The sequence below is a fragment of the Oceanobacillus sp. FSL W7-1309 genome (genome assembly GCF_038002145.1).
Lineage (GTDB): Bacteria > Bacillota > Bacilli > Bacillales > Amphibacillaceae > Oceanobacillus > Oceanobacillus profundus.
In genome coordinates this window covers 1,650,153-1,668,857 of sequence record NZ_JBBOBX010000001.1, presented here as the reverse complement: position 1 = coordinate 1,668,857, position 18,705 = coordinate 1,650,153, and the positions used below count along the sequence as shown (strand labels likewise).

17 protein-coding genes are annotated in these 18,705 nt (G+C 39.2%); 1 reads left to right on the top strand and 16 read right to left on the bottom strand.

Annotation, left to right across the window (positions count from 1 at the left end; translation table 11 throughout):
* Positions 1 to 88: 88 nt before the first annotated feature.
* The 10 genes from NST46_RS07785 to NST46_RS07740 form a co-directional block, all read right to left on the bottom strand.
* Entirely contained in the window at positions 89 to 901 is an 813-nt protein-coding gene (locus tag NST46_RS07785) for an AraC family transcriptional regulator (protein WP_251660939.1), read from the bottom strand.
* Positions 902 to 1,193: 292 nt separating this feature from the next.
* A complete protein-coding gene (locus NST46_RS07780; protein WP_340002680.1) occupies positions 1,194 to 2,540 on the bottom strand; it encodes a gluconate:H+ symporter in 1,347 nt (448 codons plus the stop codon).
* 525 nt (positions 2,541 to 3,065) lie between these two features.
* The gene (locus NST46_RS07775) at positions 3,066 to 4,085 is read right to left on the bottom strand and encodes a zinc-binding alcohol dehydrogenase family protein (RefSeq protein ID WP_341137009.1); all 1,020 of its coding nucleotides are present in this window, start codon (positions 4,083 to 4,085) and stop codon (positions 3,066 to 3,068) included.
* Between the two features lie 337 nt (positions 4,086 to 4,422).
* Entirely contained in the window at positions 4,423 to 4,899 is a 477-nt protein-coding gene (gene larC / locus NST46_RS07770) for a nickel insertion protein (protein WP_095313446.1), read from the bottom strand.
* A gap of 21 nt (positions 4,900 to 4,920) precedes the next feature.
* On the bottom strand, positions 4,921 to 5,667 hold the full coding sequence (larB, locus tag NST46_RS07765) for a nickel pincer cofactor biosynthesis protein LarB (protein ID WP_341137008.1): 747 nt from the start codon (positions 5,665 to 5,667) through the stop codon (positions 4,921 to 4,923).
* Positions 5,668 to 5,733: 66 nt separating this feature from the next.
* Positions 5,734 to 7,212 carry a gluconokinase gene (locus NST46_RS07760; protein ID WP_341137007.1) on the bottom strand — a complete coding sequence of 493 codons (1,479 nt, stop codon included), beginning with the start codon at positions 7,210 to 7,212 and terminating at the stop codon, positions 5,734 to 5,736.
* 67 nt (positions 7,213 to 7,279) lie between these two features.
* Entirely contained in the window at positions 7,280 to 8,050 is a 771-nt protein-coding gene (locus NST46_RS07755; protein ID WP_095313452.1) for an SDR family oxidoreductase, read from the bottom strand.
* A gap of 23 nt (positions 8,051 to 8,073) precedes the next feature.
* Positions 8,074 to 9,333: a lactate racemase domain-containing protein gene (locus NST46_RS07750; protein WP_341137006.1), complete on the bottom strand. Its 1,260-nt coding sequence runs from the start codon at positions 9,331 to 9,333 to the stop codon at positions 8,074 to 8,076.
* A gap of 292 nt (positions 9,334 to 9,625) precedes the next feature.
* Positions 9,626 to 10,036 carry a methylglyoxal synthase gene (gene mgsA / locus NST46_RS07745; RefSeq protein WP_095313456.1) on the bottom strand — a complete coding sequence of 137 codons (411 nt, stop codon included), beginning with the start codon at positions 10,034 to 10,036 and terminating at the stop codon, positions 9,626 to 9,628.
* Between the two features lie 21 nt (positions 10,037 to 10,057).
* Positions 10,058 to 10,960 (bottom strand): LarC family nickel insertion protein, encoded by a 903-nt coding sequence (locus tag NST46_RS07740; RefSeq protein WP_341137005.1) that lies wholly within the window; start codon positions 10,958 to 10,960, stop codon positions 10,058 to 10,060.
* Between the two features lie 193 nt (positions 10,961 to 11,153).
* Here NST46_RS07740 and NST46_RS07735 point away from each other — a divergent pair, with 193 nt between their 5' ends.
* A complete protein-coding gene (locus tag NST46_RS07735) occupies positions 11,154 to 12,320 on the top strand; it encodes an ROK family transcriptional regulator (RefSeq protein WP_118890058.1) in 1,167 nt (388 codons plus the stop codon).
* A gap of 354 nt (positions 12,321 to 12,674) precedes the next feature.
* Here NST46_RS07735 and gndA read toward each other — a convergent pair whose 3' ends face one another.
* From gndA to NST46_RS07705, 6 genes are all read right to left on the bottom strand, one after another.
* Positions 12,675 to 14,084 carry an NADP-dependent phosphogluconate dehydrogenase gene (gene gndA / locus NST46_RS07730; RefSeq protein WP_095313461.1) on the bottom strand — a complete coding sequence of 470 codons (1,410 nt, stop codon included), beginning with the start codon at positions 14,082 to 14,084 and terminating at the stop codon, positions 12,675 to 12,677.
* Between the two features lie 499 nt (positions 14,085 to 14,583).
* Positions 14,584 to 14,736, bottom strand: a complete 153-nt coding sequence (gene sspO / locus NST46_RS07725; protein ID WP_095313463.1) for a small acid-soluble spore protein O — start codon at positions 14,734 to 14,736, stop codon at positions 14,584 to 14,586.
* Between the two features lie 145 nt (positions 14,737 to 14,881).
* Complete coding sequence (locus NST46_RS07720; RefSeq protein ID WP_341137004.1) at positions 14,882 to 15,643, bottom strand: alpha/beta hydrolase; 762 nt, start codon at positions 15,641 to 15,643, stop codon at positions 14,882 to 14,884.
* A 30-nt stretch (positions 15,644 to 15,673) separates the two neighbouring features.
* Entirely contained in the window at positions 15,674 to 16,705 is a 1,032-nt protein-coding gene (locus NST46_RS07715) for a FecCD family ABC transporter permease (protein ID WP_303449554.1), read from the bottom strand.
* A complete protein-coding gene (locus NST46_RS07710; protein ID WP_095313468.1) occupies positions 16,698 to 17,705 on the bottom strand; it encodes a FecCD family ABC transporter permease in 1,008 nt (335 codons plus the stop codon). Before NST46_RS07710 ends, NST46_RS07715 begins: the two co-directional genes overlap by 8 nt.
* Positions 17,706 to 17,734: 29 nt before the next feature.
* The gene (locus tag NST46_RS07705; RefSeq protein ID WP_341137003.1) at positions 17,735 to 18,694 is read right to left on the bottom strand and encodes an ABC transporter substrate-binding protein; all 960 of its coding nucleotides are present in this window, start codon (positions 18,692 to 18,694) and stop codon (positions 17,735 to 17,737) included.
* Positions 18,695 to 18,705: the final 11 nt, after the last annotated feature.

Here is an 18,705-nt window from a genome sequence, read left to right as displayed (position 1 = left end):
TTATGAAATGCGATTAAATCAGTTCATATGATAAACGTGCTTACATAAATTCAATTTATTCGGTTGATAGTTTCTCAAAAAATCCCTTTTAACCGGAGTACTTATTTTCTAAGCGAAATTTTTTTGGCGAGACTTCAGTGAATTCTTTAAATCTCCTATAGAAAGTAGCAAGTGATTCAAAACCTATTTCAAAGCAAATGGAAGGAATATCATTATCTGTCTCCACCAGTAACTTTTTAGCCACTTCCATACGTACTTCATTCAAATATTTCATTGGAGTAGTGTTATATTGTTCTTTAAAAATAGTATTGACATGGCGGGTACTGATTCCGATTTTCTGAGATAACTCTGTAGCATTTGTAACTTCAAAATAATGTGTATCCATATATTTACGCAAGCGCTCCGCGCGAAAAGTATTTGCATTCGTTATACTTGGTTCTTTTCTGTTTCTAAGAAGAATAAGTAATAACTCAGATAAACAAATCTTCATAGACATTTGATTAATCACTTTCCCCTGTGATTGCTCGTAAAGCATTCTTCTTAATAGCTGCCTAACATTTCCTGACGTGAATAGATTCATGTTGATTAACCTTGTTTCATCAAAACAATGTTGATGAAGCAGCATTTTCATGTCGTTTCCAAACTCGTCCATTTCAAACTCAAGAACAAGCACCGTCATTTTTGTATCAGAAGTAATGGAATGAGGAGAATACGGAGTAATAAATGCTAAACTGTCTTGTGTAAATGAATGAACTTGCTCATTCAATATAATCTCTCCGCTATTTTCCAATACGTATAGAATTTGATGTATCTGGTGATAGTGTTTCTGAACTAAATTTCTATCTTTATGTTTATTTTCTCTAATCCTAATACTGTTTTTCAATATATTTTGATTTCCCAACATAACACCCCCAGCCCGTCTATTACTTCATTCCAAAGAATCAATTGTTTCCACATACATGAACAATCACAGTATCAATATGTAACATATTACCCCTAACTTCATCTCCAAACAATTTTTAAATGTTTCATTTTGATAATAGTGGTGAAATATACCTTCCATAATACTAATTTAATTTCAGCTCTCTAACCTTCGCTGGTACAAAAACTCGATATTAAATCCCTTTAAAAACAATTTGTTTCGAATACAAAAAAGGCTTTGGGATATAAACCCAAAGCCTTTCCAAAACTTCTTATACAAACAAACTCAGCGCCAGTACAAACACTAAACCACAAACAGAAATCAGTGTCTCGAGCACCGTCCACGTTGCAAATGTTTCTTTCATTGTTAAACCAAAGGATTCTTTTACAATCCAGAATCCAGTATCGTTTACGTGAGAGGCAATAATACTACCTGCACCAGTTGCAAGTACCATTAACTCTACATTAACATCTGTGCCTACCATCATCGGCAGAACAAGACCAGCGGTTGTTAATGCGGCAACAGTTGCAGAACCTTGTGCAAGTCTAATTAAAGCAGCAATCAGCCAAGCTAGAATTAATGGTGAAATTGTACTTCCTTCAAAGATCTGTGCGACATAATCGCCAACACCACCATCAATTAATACTTGCTTTAATGAGCCTCCAGCACCAAGGATTAATAGCATCATACCAATAGCTGCAATTGAGCTCTCGGCAGACTTCATTAAGTCTTTCATTGGAATCTTTCTTGCTACACCCATTGTGTACACAGCAAGCAAAACAGAGATCAGCATAACTGTAGTAGGCGCACCTACCATTGCAACAAAATCAAAGAAAGCATTATCTGTTTCTGGCTCCCTTAATAACGAAACAATGGTTGAAATTGCCATCAGAATAACAGGGAATAATGCTGTGAAAGCACTAATTCCAAAGCTTGGTGTATCTTCTAATTTAAAGTGTTTGGCATCACCAATTGAAGCCATACTGCCTGTAGGCGTTTTCTCAAATGCTGATGGTGCGTATTTTCTTGCGATTTTTGTAAATAGCGGACCCGCAATAATAACCGTCGGGATAGCAATGATAAATCCATAAACCAATACCATCCCTACGTTTGCACCATATTCTTGGGCAATGACCGTCGGGCCTGGATGCGGCGGCAGGAACGCATGTGTAACAGATAAAGCCGTCGTCATTGGCAATCCTAACCAAAGGAATGATTTATTAATTTGTTTGGATATCTGATAAACAATTGGAATTAATAATACTAGGCCTACTTCGAAAAACAGTGCAATACCAAGAATAAATCCAGCTGCTACAACAGCCCATTGAATTCGTTTTTCTCCAAATTTATCAATTAATGTCATTGCGATACGCTGGGCACCGCCTGCATCTGCAATCAATTTTCCAAGGATTGCTCCGAGACCGAATACTAATGCAATACCACCCAGTGTACCTCCCATTCCAGCTTCAATCGTTTTAACGATTTGATCAACTGGCATACCTAGTGCCAATGCAATTAAGAAGGACACAACAACTAATGAAATAAATGTATTCAAATTAAACTTCATAATTAAAATGAGTAATACAACAATACCTAATGCAACAATTAGTAATGGCATAACTTTCTCTCCCCTTATGTCTTTACTTAGATGTGTAATGAACCGTTTTCATTCAAGGCTGTATGAGGATTTAGCAAACATCTAAATCCTTTGTTATAGCCTTGGAAACTATAAAATTTGAATGCTGTGTATAACTTAGATGCCGGAGCAGCCAAGTCCACGAAGCGCCCAACGACTAGCGAGACTTCCCTCACCTCATGACACGATAAAGAAGACTTGCCGATTGGCTGCGCCAGAGGCTTAGTCGCACTTATACCCTGGCGGTGAAAGTCAACATCGACTCCAGGTAAAAGGATGGCCGACTAAAACCAGGCTACGCCTAACATCGGCATACCCCTAAAGGGGCATGTTTCCTTTTAGATGAACTTGACTTTTCGCCCATAACGGCGAAAGTCATAGTTCATCTTATACTTTGGAGTGAATCTCCTACGTAGGAATGTTCGACAGGTCGAACCACCCCAAAGTTCGGGGCGCAGTCCGTACGTCGCTAACCGGGCGCTTGCGCTTTTGTTCTTATTTATCTAGTCATTCAAACTCAATAACTGCTTTTCTCACTTTGTCTGGGTTTTTCTCAACAAATTCAAATGCCTCTTTTACTTGATCCACATGGAAACGATGTGTCACAAGACCATTATGCGTTAACTTCTTAGAATTAATCAGCTCTACCACTTTCCCAAACTGATTTGTTTGTAGCCTTGAACCAGTGATTGTCAGTTCCTTTTTCGTGATGTGCATCATTGCAATTGATGAAGGAGTTGCATTGAAACCTAACGTAACAACATTACCTGCAGGAGATGCTACTTCAACAGCTAATTCGAATGTTTGCGGCACACCTACTGCATCAATGACAACATTGGCACCTTCACCATTTGTAATTTCATTTATTTGACCGCTTACATCAACCTCAGATGGGTTAATCGTATAATCTGCTCCATTTTCTTTCGCAAACACTAAGCGTTCGTTTGTAAAATCTGAAATAATAACGGTTGCCCCACGAAGCTTGGCCAATTTTAGAACCGTTATTCCAATAGGTCCTGCTCCTTGAATAAATACAGTTTGACCTTCCCCTACGTTTCCTCTCCATGTAGCTTGGGCACCAATTGTATAAGGCTCAGCCATTACAGCTTCATCCCATTCAATCTCGGAATCTACTTTATGAACTTGTTTGTCTTCTAGAACTACAAATTCTCTCATTCCACCATCTTCATGGACACCAAATACAGAAACTTCTTTACAGACATTTGGTCTACCGTTTTTACATGCATAGCATTCCCCACAGTAGGTAATTGGTTCAATAACAACATGTTCTCCAATCGATACTTTAGAAACCCCAGAACCAACTTCGACTATTTCCCCTGTCACTTCATGTCCAACAATTCTTGGGTACGTTGCAAGTGGATTTGTACCGTGGTAAATATGCATGTCCGAGCCACAAATTCCTACTCGCTTAATTTTTACTTTCACTTCGTTTTCCTTTTCAAGCTCTGGTACTGGAATATCCAAAACCTCAATAATATGCGCTTCAGGTATTCTAATCGCTTTCATTATTTCACCTCTGAAATCACTTATTTAAATGCAACAATCAAAAAATTATATATTATCACATTAGCATGAATTTTTAATTTGTATACTCAACAAATTTACAACATTACCTATTATAGTTGTAAGCGTTTAGAATAACAAGTGTTTTATAAGATTCCTTTTTTGGAAATAAACAATAATTATTGCTCGCTTATCTAAAGATTAATCTTAGAATTATCGTATACCTTCAGCATCTATTTACAGAAAAAAAGACCTTAAAGATGCCGCATCAGCCCATCTTTAAGGTCTTTTTAAACGATTTATCAAAAGCTAAACTGACAATGCTTCAGAGTTATAATGATTAATCCCCTTTTTTCAGTTGACTCCAAACTTCCTCATAAACACGCTTCAATGGAATATCGTGAGTTTCTGCAATCTTTCTACATTCTTCGTATTCTGGAGAACTTTGAAATACTTCTCCATTCCGAACTCCCTGTTTCACCGTTACAGGTCCCCATTTCGTATCTACTTTCGTAAAGACCCGTTCCATTCGATGGACGGTTAATGGGTAATAACGAATACCGAGTGTGGTTGTTTCCCGCAGTAATATTTCCTTCATCTCTTCAATGGCTTCTTCGCGGCAAAGCAGCTGTAGTAACACGCCTGGCCGATTTTTTTTCATGTAAATAGGTGTGTAAAACACATCATTTGCACCAGCATTAAAAAGCATGTCCATCACATACCCTAGCCACTCACCAGAAATATCATCTAAATTAACTTCCATTTTAATCATGTGATTATCAATATGCTCTTCATTTGGAGGTCGATAAGAATTCAGATCAATACACCTTCTTTACCATTACACTTTATTCGCTAAACGATCAATTAACACTGCATTATACGCTCCACCAAAGCCATTATCAATATTGACAACACTTACACCAGATGAGCAACTGTTTAACATGGAAAGCAGTGCAGAGAGCCCTTGGAAATTGGTTCCATATCCCACACTCGTTGGAACAGCAATTAATGGATTAGCGACAAGTCCTCCGACAACACTTGGAAGTGCACCCTCCATCCCTGCCACTACAATGGTTACAGTTGCTCGTTGAATCGCTTCTAAATTATCTAGTAAGCGATGGAGTCCTGCAACTCCGACATCATAAATACGTCTGACATTGCTACCCATAACCTCAGCTGTTATTGCTGCTTCTTCTGCCACCTTTAAGTCTGATGTTCCAGCACAGACGACAGCAATGTATCCTTGATCTCGATTGGCTGGTGATACTTCACGTTTCCAATAAATTAACGCTGCAGTTTCATCATAGTGCAATTCTGGATGCTCTTCTAAAATAGCACTCGCCTTTTCTTTTGCAACTCTCGTAACAAGTACATTATTACCCTTTGTTTTTATTGCATGGATAATTGCTTGAATTTGCTCTACAGTCTTTCCTTCACCATAAATTACTTCTGGAAATCCTTGCCTTTTCGGGCGATGATGATCAACCTTAGCAAAGCCTAGGTTCTCGTATGGAGCCAATTGTCCCTTTGCTTGTTCGATACTGATTCTTCCATCTTGCAGTTGTTTTAAAATTTCATCCATCACGTTTCCTCACCTTGCAACTCCTATTTACTGATAGGACATATTGAACACCTTTATTAAATAACCTCTTTAAGTAAAATACACCATTAAGTCACTAACCATTCTCTCATACTTTTCAAAGATTTTTAAGTAAATTTCATGATTATCATTGTTTGCATGGATTACTTTCTCAGCAGGCATATTCTCCTTAATATCGTCAAAGCTTTCTGCTTCACCAATAGCTACCAAAGCTGTCCAAGCTGCCCCCCATGCGGCGTTATGATGTGTATCAGATATATGGATGTCACTGCCGAAAATATCGGCAAGAATTTGTACCCAAAGCTCGGATTTGGAAAGTCCACCGTTAACACTGATTTTTTTCGATTCTCCTGCCATCTTCTCTAATGATTGGCTGATTTGGTAAATATTGAATGCGATTCCTTCTAATACAGCACGCGTCATATGTTCTTTTTTATGCCCAATGCAAAGTCCGAAGAAATTCCCTTTTGCCTTTTGATTCCAAAGTGGCGCACGCTCTCCATTTACATAAGGGAGAAAAATAATCCCATCTGCTCCTGGTTCTACGTCCTTTGCACCCGCAAGCAATTCATCATGCGTACCATTAAATTCAATGATGTCTTTGAACCATTGCAGGGCAATTCCGCCATTATTCGTTGGTCCGCCAATAATCGAACGCTCTTCTGAAAAGGCATACGTAAATGTTTCCATTACCTCATTAACTGGGGCACCTTGAACAAACTGTCTTATTGCTCCACTCGTCCCAACTGAAATATTAACTTCCCCTGGCGCAGTAGCACCGCTTCCAAGATTCGCTAATTGGCCATCAGCCGCTCCCATCACAAATGGATGGTCATGAGCAATTCCGATTTCCGCTGCAATTTGAGTATCAATTGTTGTGAAGGTCTCTGTTGGCGCCACGATCGCAGAAAGCTGTTCCCTTTCAACACCTGCTGCAGCAAGAGCAGTGCTTTCCCAATCTAACTCCTTTACATTCATTAAACCAGTAGAAGATGCCATTGCATAATCAATAGCGCGTTTGCCAAACCATTTTTGCAATAAATACTCCTTCATTGTCATAAAATGGGCTGCCTTTTCATAAGGTTCATAATTGTTCTCGCGCATCCATATCAGCTTCATCAATGGTGTCATTGGATGAATCGGTGTTCCAGTGCGAGCATAGATTTCTTTCCCTTGCTCTGACTGCATAAGCGCTTCTGCTTGTTTGCTGCTTCTGCCATCTGACCAAATCAGCATGTTGGATAGTGGCTCGAACTGCTCGTCCATGCAAATGAGCGAGTGCATGGCACAGGAAATTCCCGTGGCGAGAAATTCATCCTGATTAGCATTCGCTTTATTCACAACCTGTTTCATCGCTACTAAACAAGCAGCCTCTACTTCTATGGGGTTCTGTTCTACCCAATCTGCCTGTGGATAATATGTTTCAATCATTTCTTCTGCTTCTGCAATTAACTTCCCTTTCATATCAAAGACGACAGCTTTTGCGCTTGTCGTCCCTATGTCCAGTCCAATAACTAATTTCCTTTTCAAAGTAATCTCACCCTTTACAGACCTATATTAACCAAAGGCTCCTAATTCACAAGGAGCCTCTATCTCTTTATATTGTCATGCTCCCGTAACCACCGTCAACGCGAAGTAAAGATCCCGTTACAAAGCCAGATGCTTTATCGGATGCAAGGTAAATTGCTGCACCTTGCAGTTCTTCCGGTTCACCGAATCGCTCCATTGGTGTATGATTCATAATCGAATTAATACGTGATTCATCAAGAATTTTACGATTTTGTTCTGCTGGGAAGAAACCTGGAATAATCGCATTTACTCGAATACTATAAGGTGCAAATTCCTTCGCCAAATATTGTGTTACACTGTTAACACCAGCTTTAGATGCTGAATACGTAAACACACGAGACAATGGTGTTGTTGATGATACAGATGAAATATTGATAATGCTCCCTTTGCGCTCTTGCTCAATCATACGCTTTGCAAAAATCTGCGTAGCGAATACAAGGCCACGTAAGTTTACATCCATAATGTCATCCCACTCATCTGTTTCAAGCTCAAGAAACGGCGTAGAGCTATTTTTACCAGGAGCGTTTAAAACGATGTCCCAGCCACCAGACCATGCTTCAATATCTTTTGCAGCTTTCTCTACGGATTCCAAATCACTTACATCTGCTTGAAAAGCTTTTGCCGATCCACCGTCTGCTTCAATATCTTTTACAACTGCTTCAGCTTTTTCTAAATTACGACCAACAATTGCTACCGTTGCCCCGTGCGCAGCAAGCCCTTTTGCCATAGAAGCGCCTAATGTACTATTTCCACCGATCGCAACTGCAATTTTCCCTGTTAAATCAAATAGATTACTCACTCTAAATTCCCCCTACTAATGTATTAAAATAAGTTACCTTCTTTATTAAAATCAAATTCATATAGCTCTGAAGCTTGTTCTAAATTCTCATGCTCCTGCACATGTTCAAGAAATGCTTCGGATACTTCAATTTCACTTATTTCTAACGTATTTTTGATTCTAACTAATTTCACCTTAGTAAAATCAAGAATATTACATGTTTTAATCGCAGACTGAATCGCCATCTTATCATTTGGCAACGTTGTTGAGATATGTGTCGGTCCAACAACCGTAGAAGTTAAACCATTTGCATATGTTCCATGCTTATCCATCTTGTTCACTAGTCGCTCAGTTGTAAAATCTGCTGTACCAACCCCATTAGCATTTCCTTCTGACTGTGGTGTTACATCTAAAACGACCATTTTGGATACATCTGGTCCGCCATGTGCGTATGGTGTCGGATATCTACCTGTAATATTCGGGTCCATCCCGTCTCCACTGATATTCTTACCAATCTCATCAATAATGAGTACATCAATTTCATCAAAGAAAAGCTTCGGCAGCAGCTGCTTCGAAAGCTTTTGAAGCTCTGTTTCTCTTGATTCAATGTTTTCTGGGCGAAGTACTTCCACTTTTGCCACTTTATCGAAGGCATTTTCAACTGTCGCTACAGCGAATATAATTGGCATTTTTTCCATTGTCATTTTAGCCATTGCAGGAACATGCTCAGCCATATGCTTAAAGCCTAACTGGTGACAAGCCTCTGCACCTTTTTGTTTCCCAAGACCAATACTGATCATTTTCATGATGCCACTTTCTACTGGACCTCGAAATGCAGTATGTGGTTTGACCCGATTAATGACAACGATACCATCAGCTTGTGACGCAAGTTTATCAATGTATACTGGTAAGCCGTTCGAAAGCTCCCCGATTTTTACTACTTCCATGGAAGAACGAATTTCTGCATTTACTGCTTCTTCTGTAACACCTAAATGCTCCAGTACGGCTTTTTGCCCTTCTGCTGTCGCTCCCCCATGACTACCCATAGATGGAACGATAAAAGGCTTCGCTCCCAAATCTTGCAGAAACTTAACGGTTACTGCAGTTAAATCAACAAGTCGATCCACCCCTCGGCTACCAACTGCAATAGCAATTTCCATGCCCGGTTTGACGGTATCCTTGACCTGTTCTAACTGTGCCTGTAATGTTCCAGCAACATCTTCTTTTGTGCTGTCAAACGTTTGCTTTACTTTTGCCAATTTCGGTACAGGAATATCCTGTAGCAGCTCCTGCAAAATACCCATAAAGCGATTCACTCCATTTCACTGTAAAATTATCTATAACAAATAACTACATACTATAATTCCCTAGCAAGCAAAGGATTACCCTTTTGGTATGCTATGTGAAAGCTCCTCTTTGGTAAAACATGAGATTGATTTCTCGTTCCACTCTTGCTTTACTAACTGCAAGCTATTTTTGTAATCCCTTTCAAAAAGCACTTTAATTAATTTGTCCGCCAAACTAATTATATAAAAAGCATAACATGAAGGTTTTTTACAGTCAACTGATTAACTGATATAAACCTTCATTTAGCTATTACTCGCCCTGATTGTCCTCAATAATTTCACGCCATTGTAAATCGCCCCGCTCTAAGCCGTGAATGAATACTTCAGCACTACCCATATTGGTAGCCAGCGGGACAGCGTATACGTCACAAAGACGCATTAATGCTGAAACATCTGGTTCATGTGGTTGAGCAGTAAGTGGATCGCGAAAGAATATAACCATATCCATTTTGTTTTCTGCAATCATTGCGCCGATTTGCTGATCTCCACCAAGTGGCCCGGACTGAAAACGATGGACAGTTAGCCCAGTATTTTCAGCTATTTTCATTCCCGTCGTACCAGTTGCATACAGCTCGTGCTTTTGGAGACTGTGTTTATAAGCTTGTGTAAATCGAACCATATCTGTCTTCTTTTTGTCATGAGCAATCAATGCTATTTTCATCGTTATCCCTCATTTCTTATGTTAATACCTCTCACCTACAATGGTACGCAATACATTCGGATGTTCTGGGAATGTTTTGGTTCCTGCACCATATCCAATTGCATCAACTTTCAACGTCGGCATATTACCAAACTCCTCCGCTAAAACTGCAATAATTGCCGCTCCAGTTGGTGTTGTCAATTCTGCTCTCAGCTCACTGGCAGCAATTGGTACACCACGCAAAATCTCTAAAGTTGCTGGTGCTGGTACTGGATATATCCCATGGTCAATACGTATTTTCCCACTTCCCACTGGAACTGGAGCTGATATAACCAAATCGATTTCCATCTGATGGAGTAGTATAGCTGTCCCAACAATATCTATAATAGAATCTACTGCACCCACTTCATGAAAATGGACATCTTCTAGTGGCATCCCATGAATACGCCCTTCTGCCTCACCAATTTTTCTAAAAATCTTTAATGCAGTTTCCTCTACTGGTTCCGAAAACTCCGCTCCTTTAATCAGGTTTACAATATCTTTATAGGAGCGATGGTCATGCGCATGATGATGTTCATGGCTGTGGTGGTGGCCATGGTCGTCTGCGTGGTGGTGATGCTCTTCTTCGTTATGTCCATGATCATGATGGTGGTGATGTCCTTCTTCATTATGTCCATGATCATGATGGTGGTGATGTCCTTCCTCATTATGTCCATGACTATGATGGTGGTGATGTCCTTCTTCGTTTAAAAGTACAACATCAAACTTCGTGCTTGTGATACCATTTTTAACAACCTTATTCCATTTTAATTGATATTCATCTTCCATGCCCAGCTTTTTCAATTCACTCTCTAAATGAATCGGATCCCCACCGGCATCAACTAATGATGAAATCGTCATATCTCCACTTATACCAGAAAAACAATCAAAATATAGAATTTTCATTCCAAAATCTCCTTTTTTTGTTATAATAGAATTACTATTAGCGCACAACATTTTGAAAGCCTTTTCAACCGAACACAATAGTATGGCAGCTATCTATTTTTTTTGCAATGATTTATTATTTGTTTACTAAACAAATAATAACATGTTTTTATACATAATTCTCATTTCGTTATGACAAAGGGGGAGAAACATCATGGTTACAGGCGATGGAGCTTACATCAAAAAGATAAACAGAAGTATCATTTTACAAAAAATAATTGAACACGGTTTTATATCCAGGGCCGAGCTTTCCAAGATTACTGGATTAAATAAGGCAACCATTTCTGTTCAGGTTGTTGATTTACTTGAAGAAAAGCTCGTATGTGAAACACAGCAGGAACATAATGCTGTTGGAAGACGGCCAATCATGCTTTCCATTAATGGAGAAGCTGGATATGTACTTGGAATTGACCTTGACTACAAAGAAATTCAATACCGAATATCCGACCTTCAAGGGAATAAAATTGAAACTAATACTACAAAGCTTGACACCGAAGTTTATGAAGAAGTCGTAAACATTCTAATCAAACAGATTAAAAAATACAAGCAAAAATATGCTGACTGTTATTATGGTTTGGTCCAAACCATAATCGGCGTTCATGGTACTGTAAATAATGATCAATCCATCCTTTTTGTTCCTAGATATCAATGGCGAAACAAAGACTTAAAGTCAGATTTAGAACGGGAAATAGATGTCGATGTCTCTGTTGAAAATACTGCCAACCTTTCCGTCTATGCTGAAAGAGTATACAAGCATCATCATAGCAACAATTTATTAGCCATTGTCCTTAGTTCTGGTATTGGAGCTGGAATCATGCACAACGGCAATTTGGTTAAAGGCCATGATGGTTATGCTGGTGAAATTGGGCATATGATTATTTCTCCTTTTGGAAAAGCTTGCAGATGTGGAAATCATGGCTGCTGGGAGCTTTATGCAGCCGAACCTGCTGTGTTTTCAAGTCTTGCTGAAAAGCTTGATCGTCCAAACTTAACACACCAAGACCTGAAACGGTTAATAGCAGAAAACGATCCGACGACATGTGAAGAGATGAAGACATTTATCAGCTATGTTTCTATCGGACTCAATAATATGATTAATTCCTATAATCCAGAGACATTAGTTTTAAACAGTGAACTATTACATTTATATCCGAATGCTATTGAAGAAATCGAAAATAACCTCCAATCTTCTGTGAGTGTTTATCGTAAAATTGTACTGTCTGATTTAGGTAGAAACGCAATCGTTCAAGGCGCATGTGCACTTGCAATTCAAAACTTTCTCGATGTACAGGAAGTTAGTTTTAAGAACGGCGAAAACTAACTTTGGCAATAAATCTGGTTTATTAGCGTTTAATTGTTAGGAGCTAGTCAAGAGTGTGGAAATCTTTCGAGGTTTTTACACTCTATTTTTTATATAATGATAAGTTTCCATCCCTCAATCTTGCTCTTGCACGCATTCCCGAATTTATTTTCTCGGTTGTTTAAAAAAGAAGGGATACGCGGCTGAAATATTGTCTATCACGGTCTCGTATTGGAGCGAAATGTTTCGAGTTCCAGCTGTGAGATATACTCTCGGTCTGTTCGTAACACAATGATCCAACTTTCAACCGTGAAAAAGCCCTTCACACAGAGTATGAAGGACTTAGGTATTTAAATTATAAGATGTACAGAATTATTAAAACCAATTTGTATGGAACGTACCTTCTTTGTCTTTGCGTTCATACGTATGTGCACCAAAGTAGTCACGTTGCGCTTGAATTAAGTTTGCTGGTAGATCAGCTGTACGATAGCTATCGTAGTAAGCAACTGCACTAGAGAATGTTGGTACAGCAATTCCGTTTTGTACTGCTAAAGCAACAACTTCACGTAAGGCAGATTGATAGTTCTCCACAACTTCTTTAAAATATGGGTCTAGCATCAAGTTAGCTAGTTGTGGTTCACGATCGTATGCATCTTTAATCTTTTGCAGGAAGTTTGCACGGATAATACAGCCTCCACGCCAGATCATCGCAATATCACCATATTGAAGGTCCCAGCCATTCTCTTCAGATGCTGCACGCATTTGTGCAAATCCTTGTGCATAGGAAACAATCTTACTCATATATAATGCTTTACGAACCGCTTCGATTAGCTCTTTGCGATTACCTTCGTGTTTTTGTACGCTTGGACCAGATAGTTCACCACTAGCTTTTACACGCTCATCCTTCAAGGAAGAAATGAATCGTGCAAATACAGATTCCGTAATAAGTGGTAGTGGAACACCTAGATCCAACGCATTTTTACTTGTCCATTTTCCAGTTCCTTTTTGTCCCGCTTTATCCATGATGACATCTACTAGAGGCTTTCCTGTTTCGTCATCTGTTTTCGTAAAGATATCTGCAGTAATCTCAATTAGGTAACTGTCAAGCTCACCCTTGTTCCACTCTGTAAATACCTCATGCAGCTCCCCAGCATCCATGCCAAGTACATTTTTTAAAATATCATACGCCTCTGCGATTAATTGCATATCACCGTATTCAATTCCATTATGTACCATTTTCACGAAGTGCCCAGCACCATTTGGTCCAATGTATGTGACACATGGATCGCCATCCACTTTCGCAGAAATAGCTTCAAAGATAGGTGCAACAAGCTTATAAGCTTCTTTTTGTCCTCCAGGCATCATAGATGGGCCGTTTAGAGCCCCCTCTTCTCCACCAGAAACCCCTGTTCCAATAAAGTGGATACCTGTTTCATCAAGCATTTTATTACGGCGCATCGTATCCTCAAACAACGTGTTTCCACCATCGATTAGAATATCGCCTTTTTCTAGGTAAGGTTGTAAAGATTCAATTGTTGCATCCGTTGCCGCTCCTGCTTTAACCATCAATAGAATTTTACGAGGCGTTTCTAGTGAATTCACAAACTCTTCAATGGTTTTGGCTCCAACAAAGTTTTTTCCTTGTGCTTCGTTCTGAAGAAAGTCCTCTGTTTTCTCATAAGAACGATTGAATACTGCTACAGAATATCCTCTGCTTTCAATATTTAAAGCTAAGTTTTTCCCCATTACCGCTAAACCGATAACACCAATTTGTTGTTGTGACATCTTATTACCTTCCTTTATACCTTTATTTTAAAAACCATTACACAATATGCTATAAACTTTTCCTAACACCTAGTCTTAGTCAAGACTATACCTCTAACACTAGATGTTAAAATCGAGCTACTCACTCATTTAGAACGATTTGTTCAATATAGCAACTCAAATTTATCCTTTTCGTTGTATATTATATCATTTGCCCTGATGAAACTAAACCTATTAGAGAATACTGCTTTTGTTTCTATAGCAATCCCCAACATTGGGAAATTGATGTAAACGATGCATGAAGACTATTATAAATAGAAACAGCAAAAGCATATAAAAAAAATTTTTTAAAAAATCAAATAGTTTGTTTGTTCAACAAATTATTTGATTGCTATATGTTTATAATATATGTAACCGGTTTAATATTCAAGGGATAGCTACCTTTTTTTGTGTACATATCTTTCCAAAATTCATTAAGAAACGACACTTCCCGGGATTTCCCTAAGAAGTGTCGTTTTTACTATTGTCGTTTCTTCGTTTTTTTATTATTATGTCTTTCTTCTGCTGTTAATGGTTCATTAGCAAATTCATGGTCAAATTCAGTCGATAGCTTTTCTCTTACTGCATGCTTGTCACTTACGACTTCACGTTTATTGTTTCCTGCTTTGCTCACAGATAAGCACCTCCATGCTTCTATGGTGCCACATCTGGATGATAGTATGTATGATTAGAATTTCTTCTAGGCATTCAGAGATTTCAACCTTCCTGAAGCATTACTTTCGTTTCATTTAAGCAGCTAGCGACGTTTGGAGCTTTTGCTAACGGCTAAATAAGTAACGAAGCGCCTCACTTAAAACAGTAGGAACAATCGACATATGGTTTTCTCCCGTGGGAGAACGAAAAACAACAGCTCTTGGATTATTTACTTGCAGCCTTTGAAAAAGGAGGAAGGCATTTTCGTGCATATCCATTTTCTCCGTTCTTTCCGCAGCTATAAACAGATTTCGATCATGCATGAGAAAATCCGCTCGTTCCTTATTTAAAATCTCCTTGTCATTCCACCAAATGGATGGACTAAAGCAAATATAATTCCGAAATAAATTGGGACGTTCAAACAACGTATTTAAAACAAATAACCCACCTAATGAATGGCCAAACAGTATTTGATTATGTGGATTAACAGGAGCTGACTGATATACAAATGGCTGAACAATCGTCTCTAAAAAATCGAGAAATTCTTTTGCCCCACCATGCGTTGGCCATGATGCACCATCTGGCTTGGGCGGAAGGGACGCAGCAGCTGATGCAGGTGTAAAATCATATACTCTTAAAGAAGGGAAAATATCATTTACAGCGTATCCTATACTAACGATAATCATCGGAGATACTCCCGTCTTCTCAGCGCGCCTGGACTGTATCTTTACAATCTCTCTACATAACGTTCCATATGCATTTCCATCCAAAACATATAAAACCGGGAAACCTTCCTTAGGAGCACGATCAGTAGGAATCGATATGCTTACTTGATAAGATATATCAGATATCGGATGTCGAAATGTCTGTATTAATTCGTGTTGCATAGTCTACCTGCCCCCTCTTTTTTCATAATGTTAAACGTTGCGCGCTGAACGCATTAATAAATATATAAAATATGGAACACCAATTATGGATATGACTATTCCTACAGCCAATTCAGCAGGTGCAAAGATGGTTCTGCCAATCCAATCTCCCACCACAACCAATAGCATGCCAGTCAGACCACTAATTGGCAATATGTATGGATAGTGGATTCCTACCAAGCGTCTTGCTATATGCGGAGCAATCAGGCCAACAAAACCAATACTCCCAGAGACAATCACAGAGGAACTGATTAATCCTACCGCTCCTAAAAGAAGCAAGAAACGGATTCGGTTAGCCCGTATTCCTAAACCAATGATAGTCATCTCATTAAGCTGTAAAAGGTTCAATATACGAGCCTTCGACAAAAAGAGCGGGACTACCAGGATAAACCATGGAATCATCGAATAAATTTGTTCCCAAGAGGCACTGTAAATACTTCCAGATAGCCAAACCGTTGCCATTTCAAAATCTTGCGGGTTCATCTTTAATGATACAAAAAGGGTAAGTGCACCGAATCCGGCATTCAGCGCAATCCCGACTAAGATCAGCCGTCTTGGATCGATTTCCCCTCGCTTCATTGAAAACAAAAAGAGAAAGATAGCAGCCAGTATGCCCCCAATCCAACCAAACAGGGACATACTAATGATAGAAAGCTCGCTCATCCCAGTTACATTACTTTGAACGATAAGCATATAACAAACTACAGAAAACCCAACTGCGGCTTGTATTCCTAAAATGCCTGGATCTGCTAAGTAATTTTTTGTTACACCTTGTAAAACAGAACCTACCATTCCTAAAGCACATCCGACAAATGCACCAATCACAATACGGGGCAGTCTAAATTCATAGATAACAAGATGATTTTCCCAGAGGGCATCAAGTCCCAGGAGAGTCTGGATGATTTCCAAATGCGTTAGATCAAATATGCCAGTTGCTAAACTCATATACATGATGAAAATGGTGAACACGATTCCCAACAAAAATATTCGAATAAAACGCCGATTTCCCCTACGTTTATGCATGTTGTTTTCCTCCCTTTACTCGAATTAAATAAAGGAAGAACGGGACACCGACTAAGGCAGTTACGACGCCAATTGGAGTTTCGAATGGCGGATTGATTGCCCTGCTGATAATATCTGCCCAAGCTAAGAAAAACGCCCCTAGTATGCCAGCAAAAAAAATGATCCGTTTATAATCTTCTCCTACAATAAAGCGGGCGATATGCGGGATAACTAACCCAATAAATGTTATTTTCCCAACCATCGCTACCGAAATACCGGTTAGAATTGCTACGCTTAATATTGTTAGTAATTTCATCTTCATCAGTTTAATTCCCAATCCTTGGGCGACTTCATCTCCTAAAGAAATTGCTGTAATTGCTTTGCTAACCGCCAATGCCAGAAGGAGCCCAATGATTGCAATAGGAATTGACCATTTAATAACAAGCGGGTCAATTTGATGCAGCCTTGTGTTATACCAAAAACTAATATTCTGTGAAACCTGATAATATGTAGCAAGCGCCTGGGAAACGCCATTCAGGAACATACCAAGAATCGTCCCAATGATGGCCAAAGAAATGGGAGACAATCCATTGGGTATTAAACGAGCAACTCCAAACACAAATAATAGACCTAGAACAGACCCAATAAACGAAAAAATAATTAATGTCAATGGTGTTGTGTTCGGTAAAAATATCATGCTCAGCGTAATAACAAAAATGGATCCATCTGAAACTCCCATAATACTAGGGGATGCGAGATAATTCCTCGTCATCCCCTGCATTAATGCACCTGAAATGGCTATAAACAGTCCGACTAACAGAGCCCCGATAACACGCGGAATACGGGACGTGCGAATAATCAGATGATCCATATTAGAAAGATCAGCATGGAAGATAGCCTCAAAAACGGTCGATATGTTATAGGTGTTCGCACCATACATAACCGAACAAAATATTGTAATCACGAGACCAATTGGTATGCTAATCAGTAATAGAATCGTTTTATTTCGGATACTAGACATGCACGTTACTCCTATTTCTTCCTGTAATCTCAATTACTCTCTAATGCTTTCACAAATTCACTTTTACTGAATGCGGATCCCCCTTCTAATAAGGAGTCAACGATGTTTACATAGACTTGTTCCTCTTTAAATGCATCGACATTTTGGATAATCGAATTTTGTTTTAATTGCTCAAAAGCTTGTTCATTCTCCTGCGTTCCTGTCTGCTGTACCTGCATGAAAATATAGTCAGGATTCATTTCGGCAAGCTGTTCGATCGATATTTCCTCTTGTGCTTTAGCGTTCTTTACTGCTTCTGGAGCATTTAATTCCAGCTCACTATACAAAATTGGATTGAAGAAGACGTCTTCCGGATAAATAAACATTTTACCCGCCCGAACGCGAATTGCAACAACAGTTTTATCCTCGAAATCCTCTGCTAGATCTGCCTTAGCCGTATCAACAAGCTGACCGTAATCACTCAATAATGTTTCAGCTTCCTTCTCTTTTCCGTTTAGCGCTCCCATTAACAGCAGATTATCCTCCCAATCTGTTGAAATATGGGAAACTAAAATGGTTGGAGCAATTTGTTCCAGCTTACTTACAACCTCTTCCGGAAATTTAGTTGTTCCCAAAATAACATCGGGCTTCAACTGTAATATTTTCTCAAAATTAGGCTCTTGCTTCTCCCCAATTGATTCTGCTTGCCCCATCGATTCCTTAAATACCTCTGGGAACTCTCCGCCAAGCGTAATAGCCCCTACAGGCTCAACATCCAATGCCGTAGCATCTTCCATTGCTTCCATTGCACCAGTAATGACAATGCGCTCCACATCGTCAGCAACCGTATACGTTTCTCCTAAATAGGTAATCTCCCGTGTGTCCGATTCACTCTTTTCTCCCCCGTTCACGGATGCTTCCGATTCCTTCGACGCATCCCCTGTATTGCATCCGCCTAATGCAAGCAGACTAATAAATAATAGAATACATAACCGTGATTTTAGCTTCATATCGTAACGCT

What these genes read in the sequence shown, in the direction of transcription:
- NST46_RS07780 (WP_340002680.1), bottom strand. Translation starts at nt 2,540, where the DNA reads ATGCCATTACTAATTGTTGCATTAGGTATTGTTGTATTACTCATTTTA.
- NST46_RS07775 (WP_341137009.1), bottom strand. Translation starts at nt 4,085, where the DNA reads ATGAAAGCGATTAGAATACCTGAAGCGCATATTATTGAGGTTTTGGAT.
- NST46_RS07750 (WP_341137006.1), bottom strand. Translation starts at nt 9,333, where the DNA reads ATGGGTATTTTGCAGGAGCTGCTACAGGATATTCCTGTACCGAAATTG.
- mgsA (WP_095313456.1), bottom strand. Translation starts at nt 10,036, where the DNA reads ATGAAAATAGCATTGATTGCTCATGACAAAAAGAAGACAGATATGGTT.
- NST46_RS07740 (WP_341137005.1), bottom strand. Translation starts at nt 10,960, where the DNA reads ATGAAAATTCTATATTTTGATTGTTTTTCTGGTATAAGTGGAGATATG.
- NST46_RS07735 (WP_118890058.1), top strand. Translation starts at nt 11,154, where the DNA reads ATGGTTACAGGCGATGGAGCTTACATCAAAAAGATAAACAGAAGTATC.
- gndA (WP_095313461.1), bottom strand. Translation starts at nt 14,084, where the DNA reads ATGTCACAACAACAAATTGGTGTTATCGGTTTAGCGGTAATGGGGAAA.
- NST46_RS07720 (WP_341137004.1), bottom strand. Translation starts at nt 15,643, where the DNA reads ATGCAACACGAATTAATACAGACATTTCGACATCCGATATCTGATATA.
- NST46_RS07715 (WP_303449554.1), bottom strand. Translation starts at nt 16,705, where the DNA reads ATGCATAAACGTAGGGGAAATCGGCGTTTTATTCGAATATTTTTGTTG.
- NST46_RS07710 (WP_095313468.1), bottom strand. Translation starts at nt 17,705, where the DNA reads ATGTCTAGTATCCGAAATAAAACGATTCTATTACTGATTAGCATACCA.
- NST46_RS07705 (WP_341137003.1), bottom strand. Translation starts at nt 18,694, where the DNA reads ATGAAGCTAAAATCACGGTTATGTATTCTATTATTTATTAGTCTGCTT.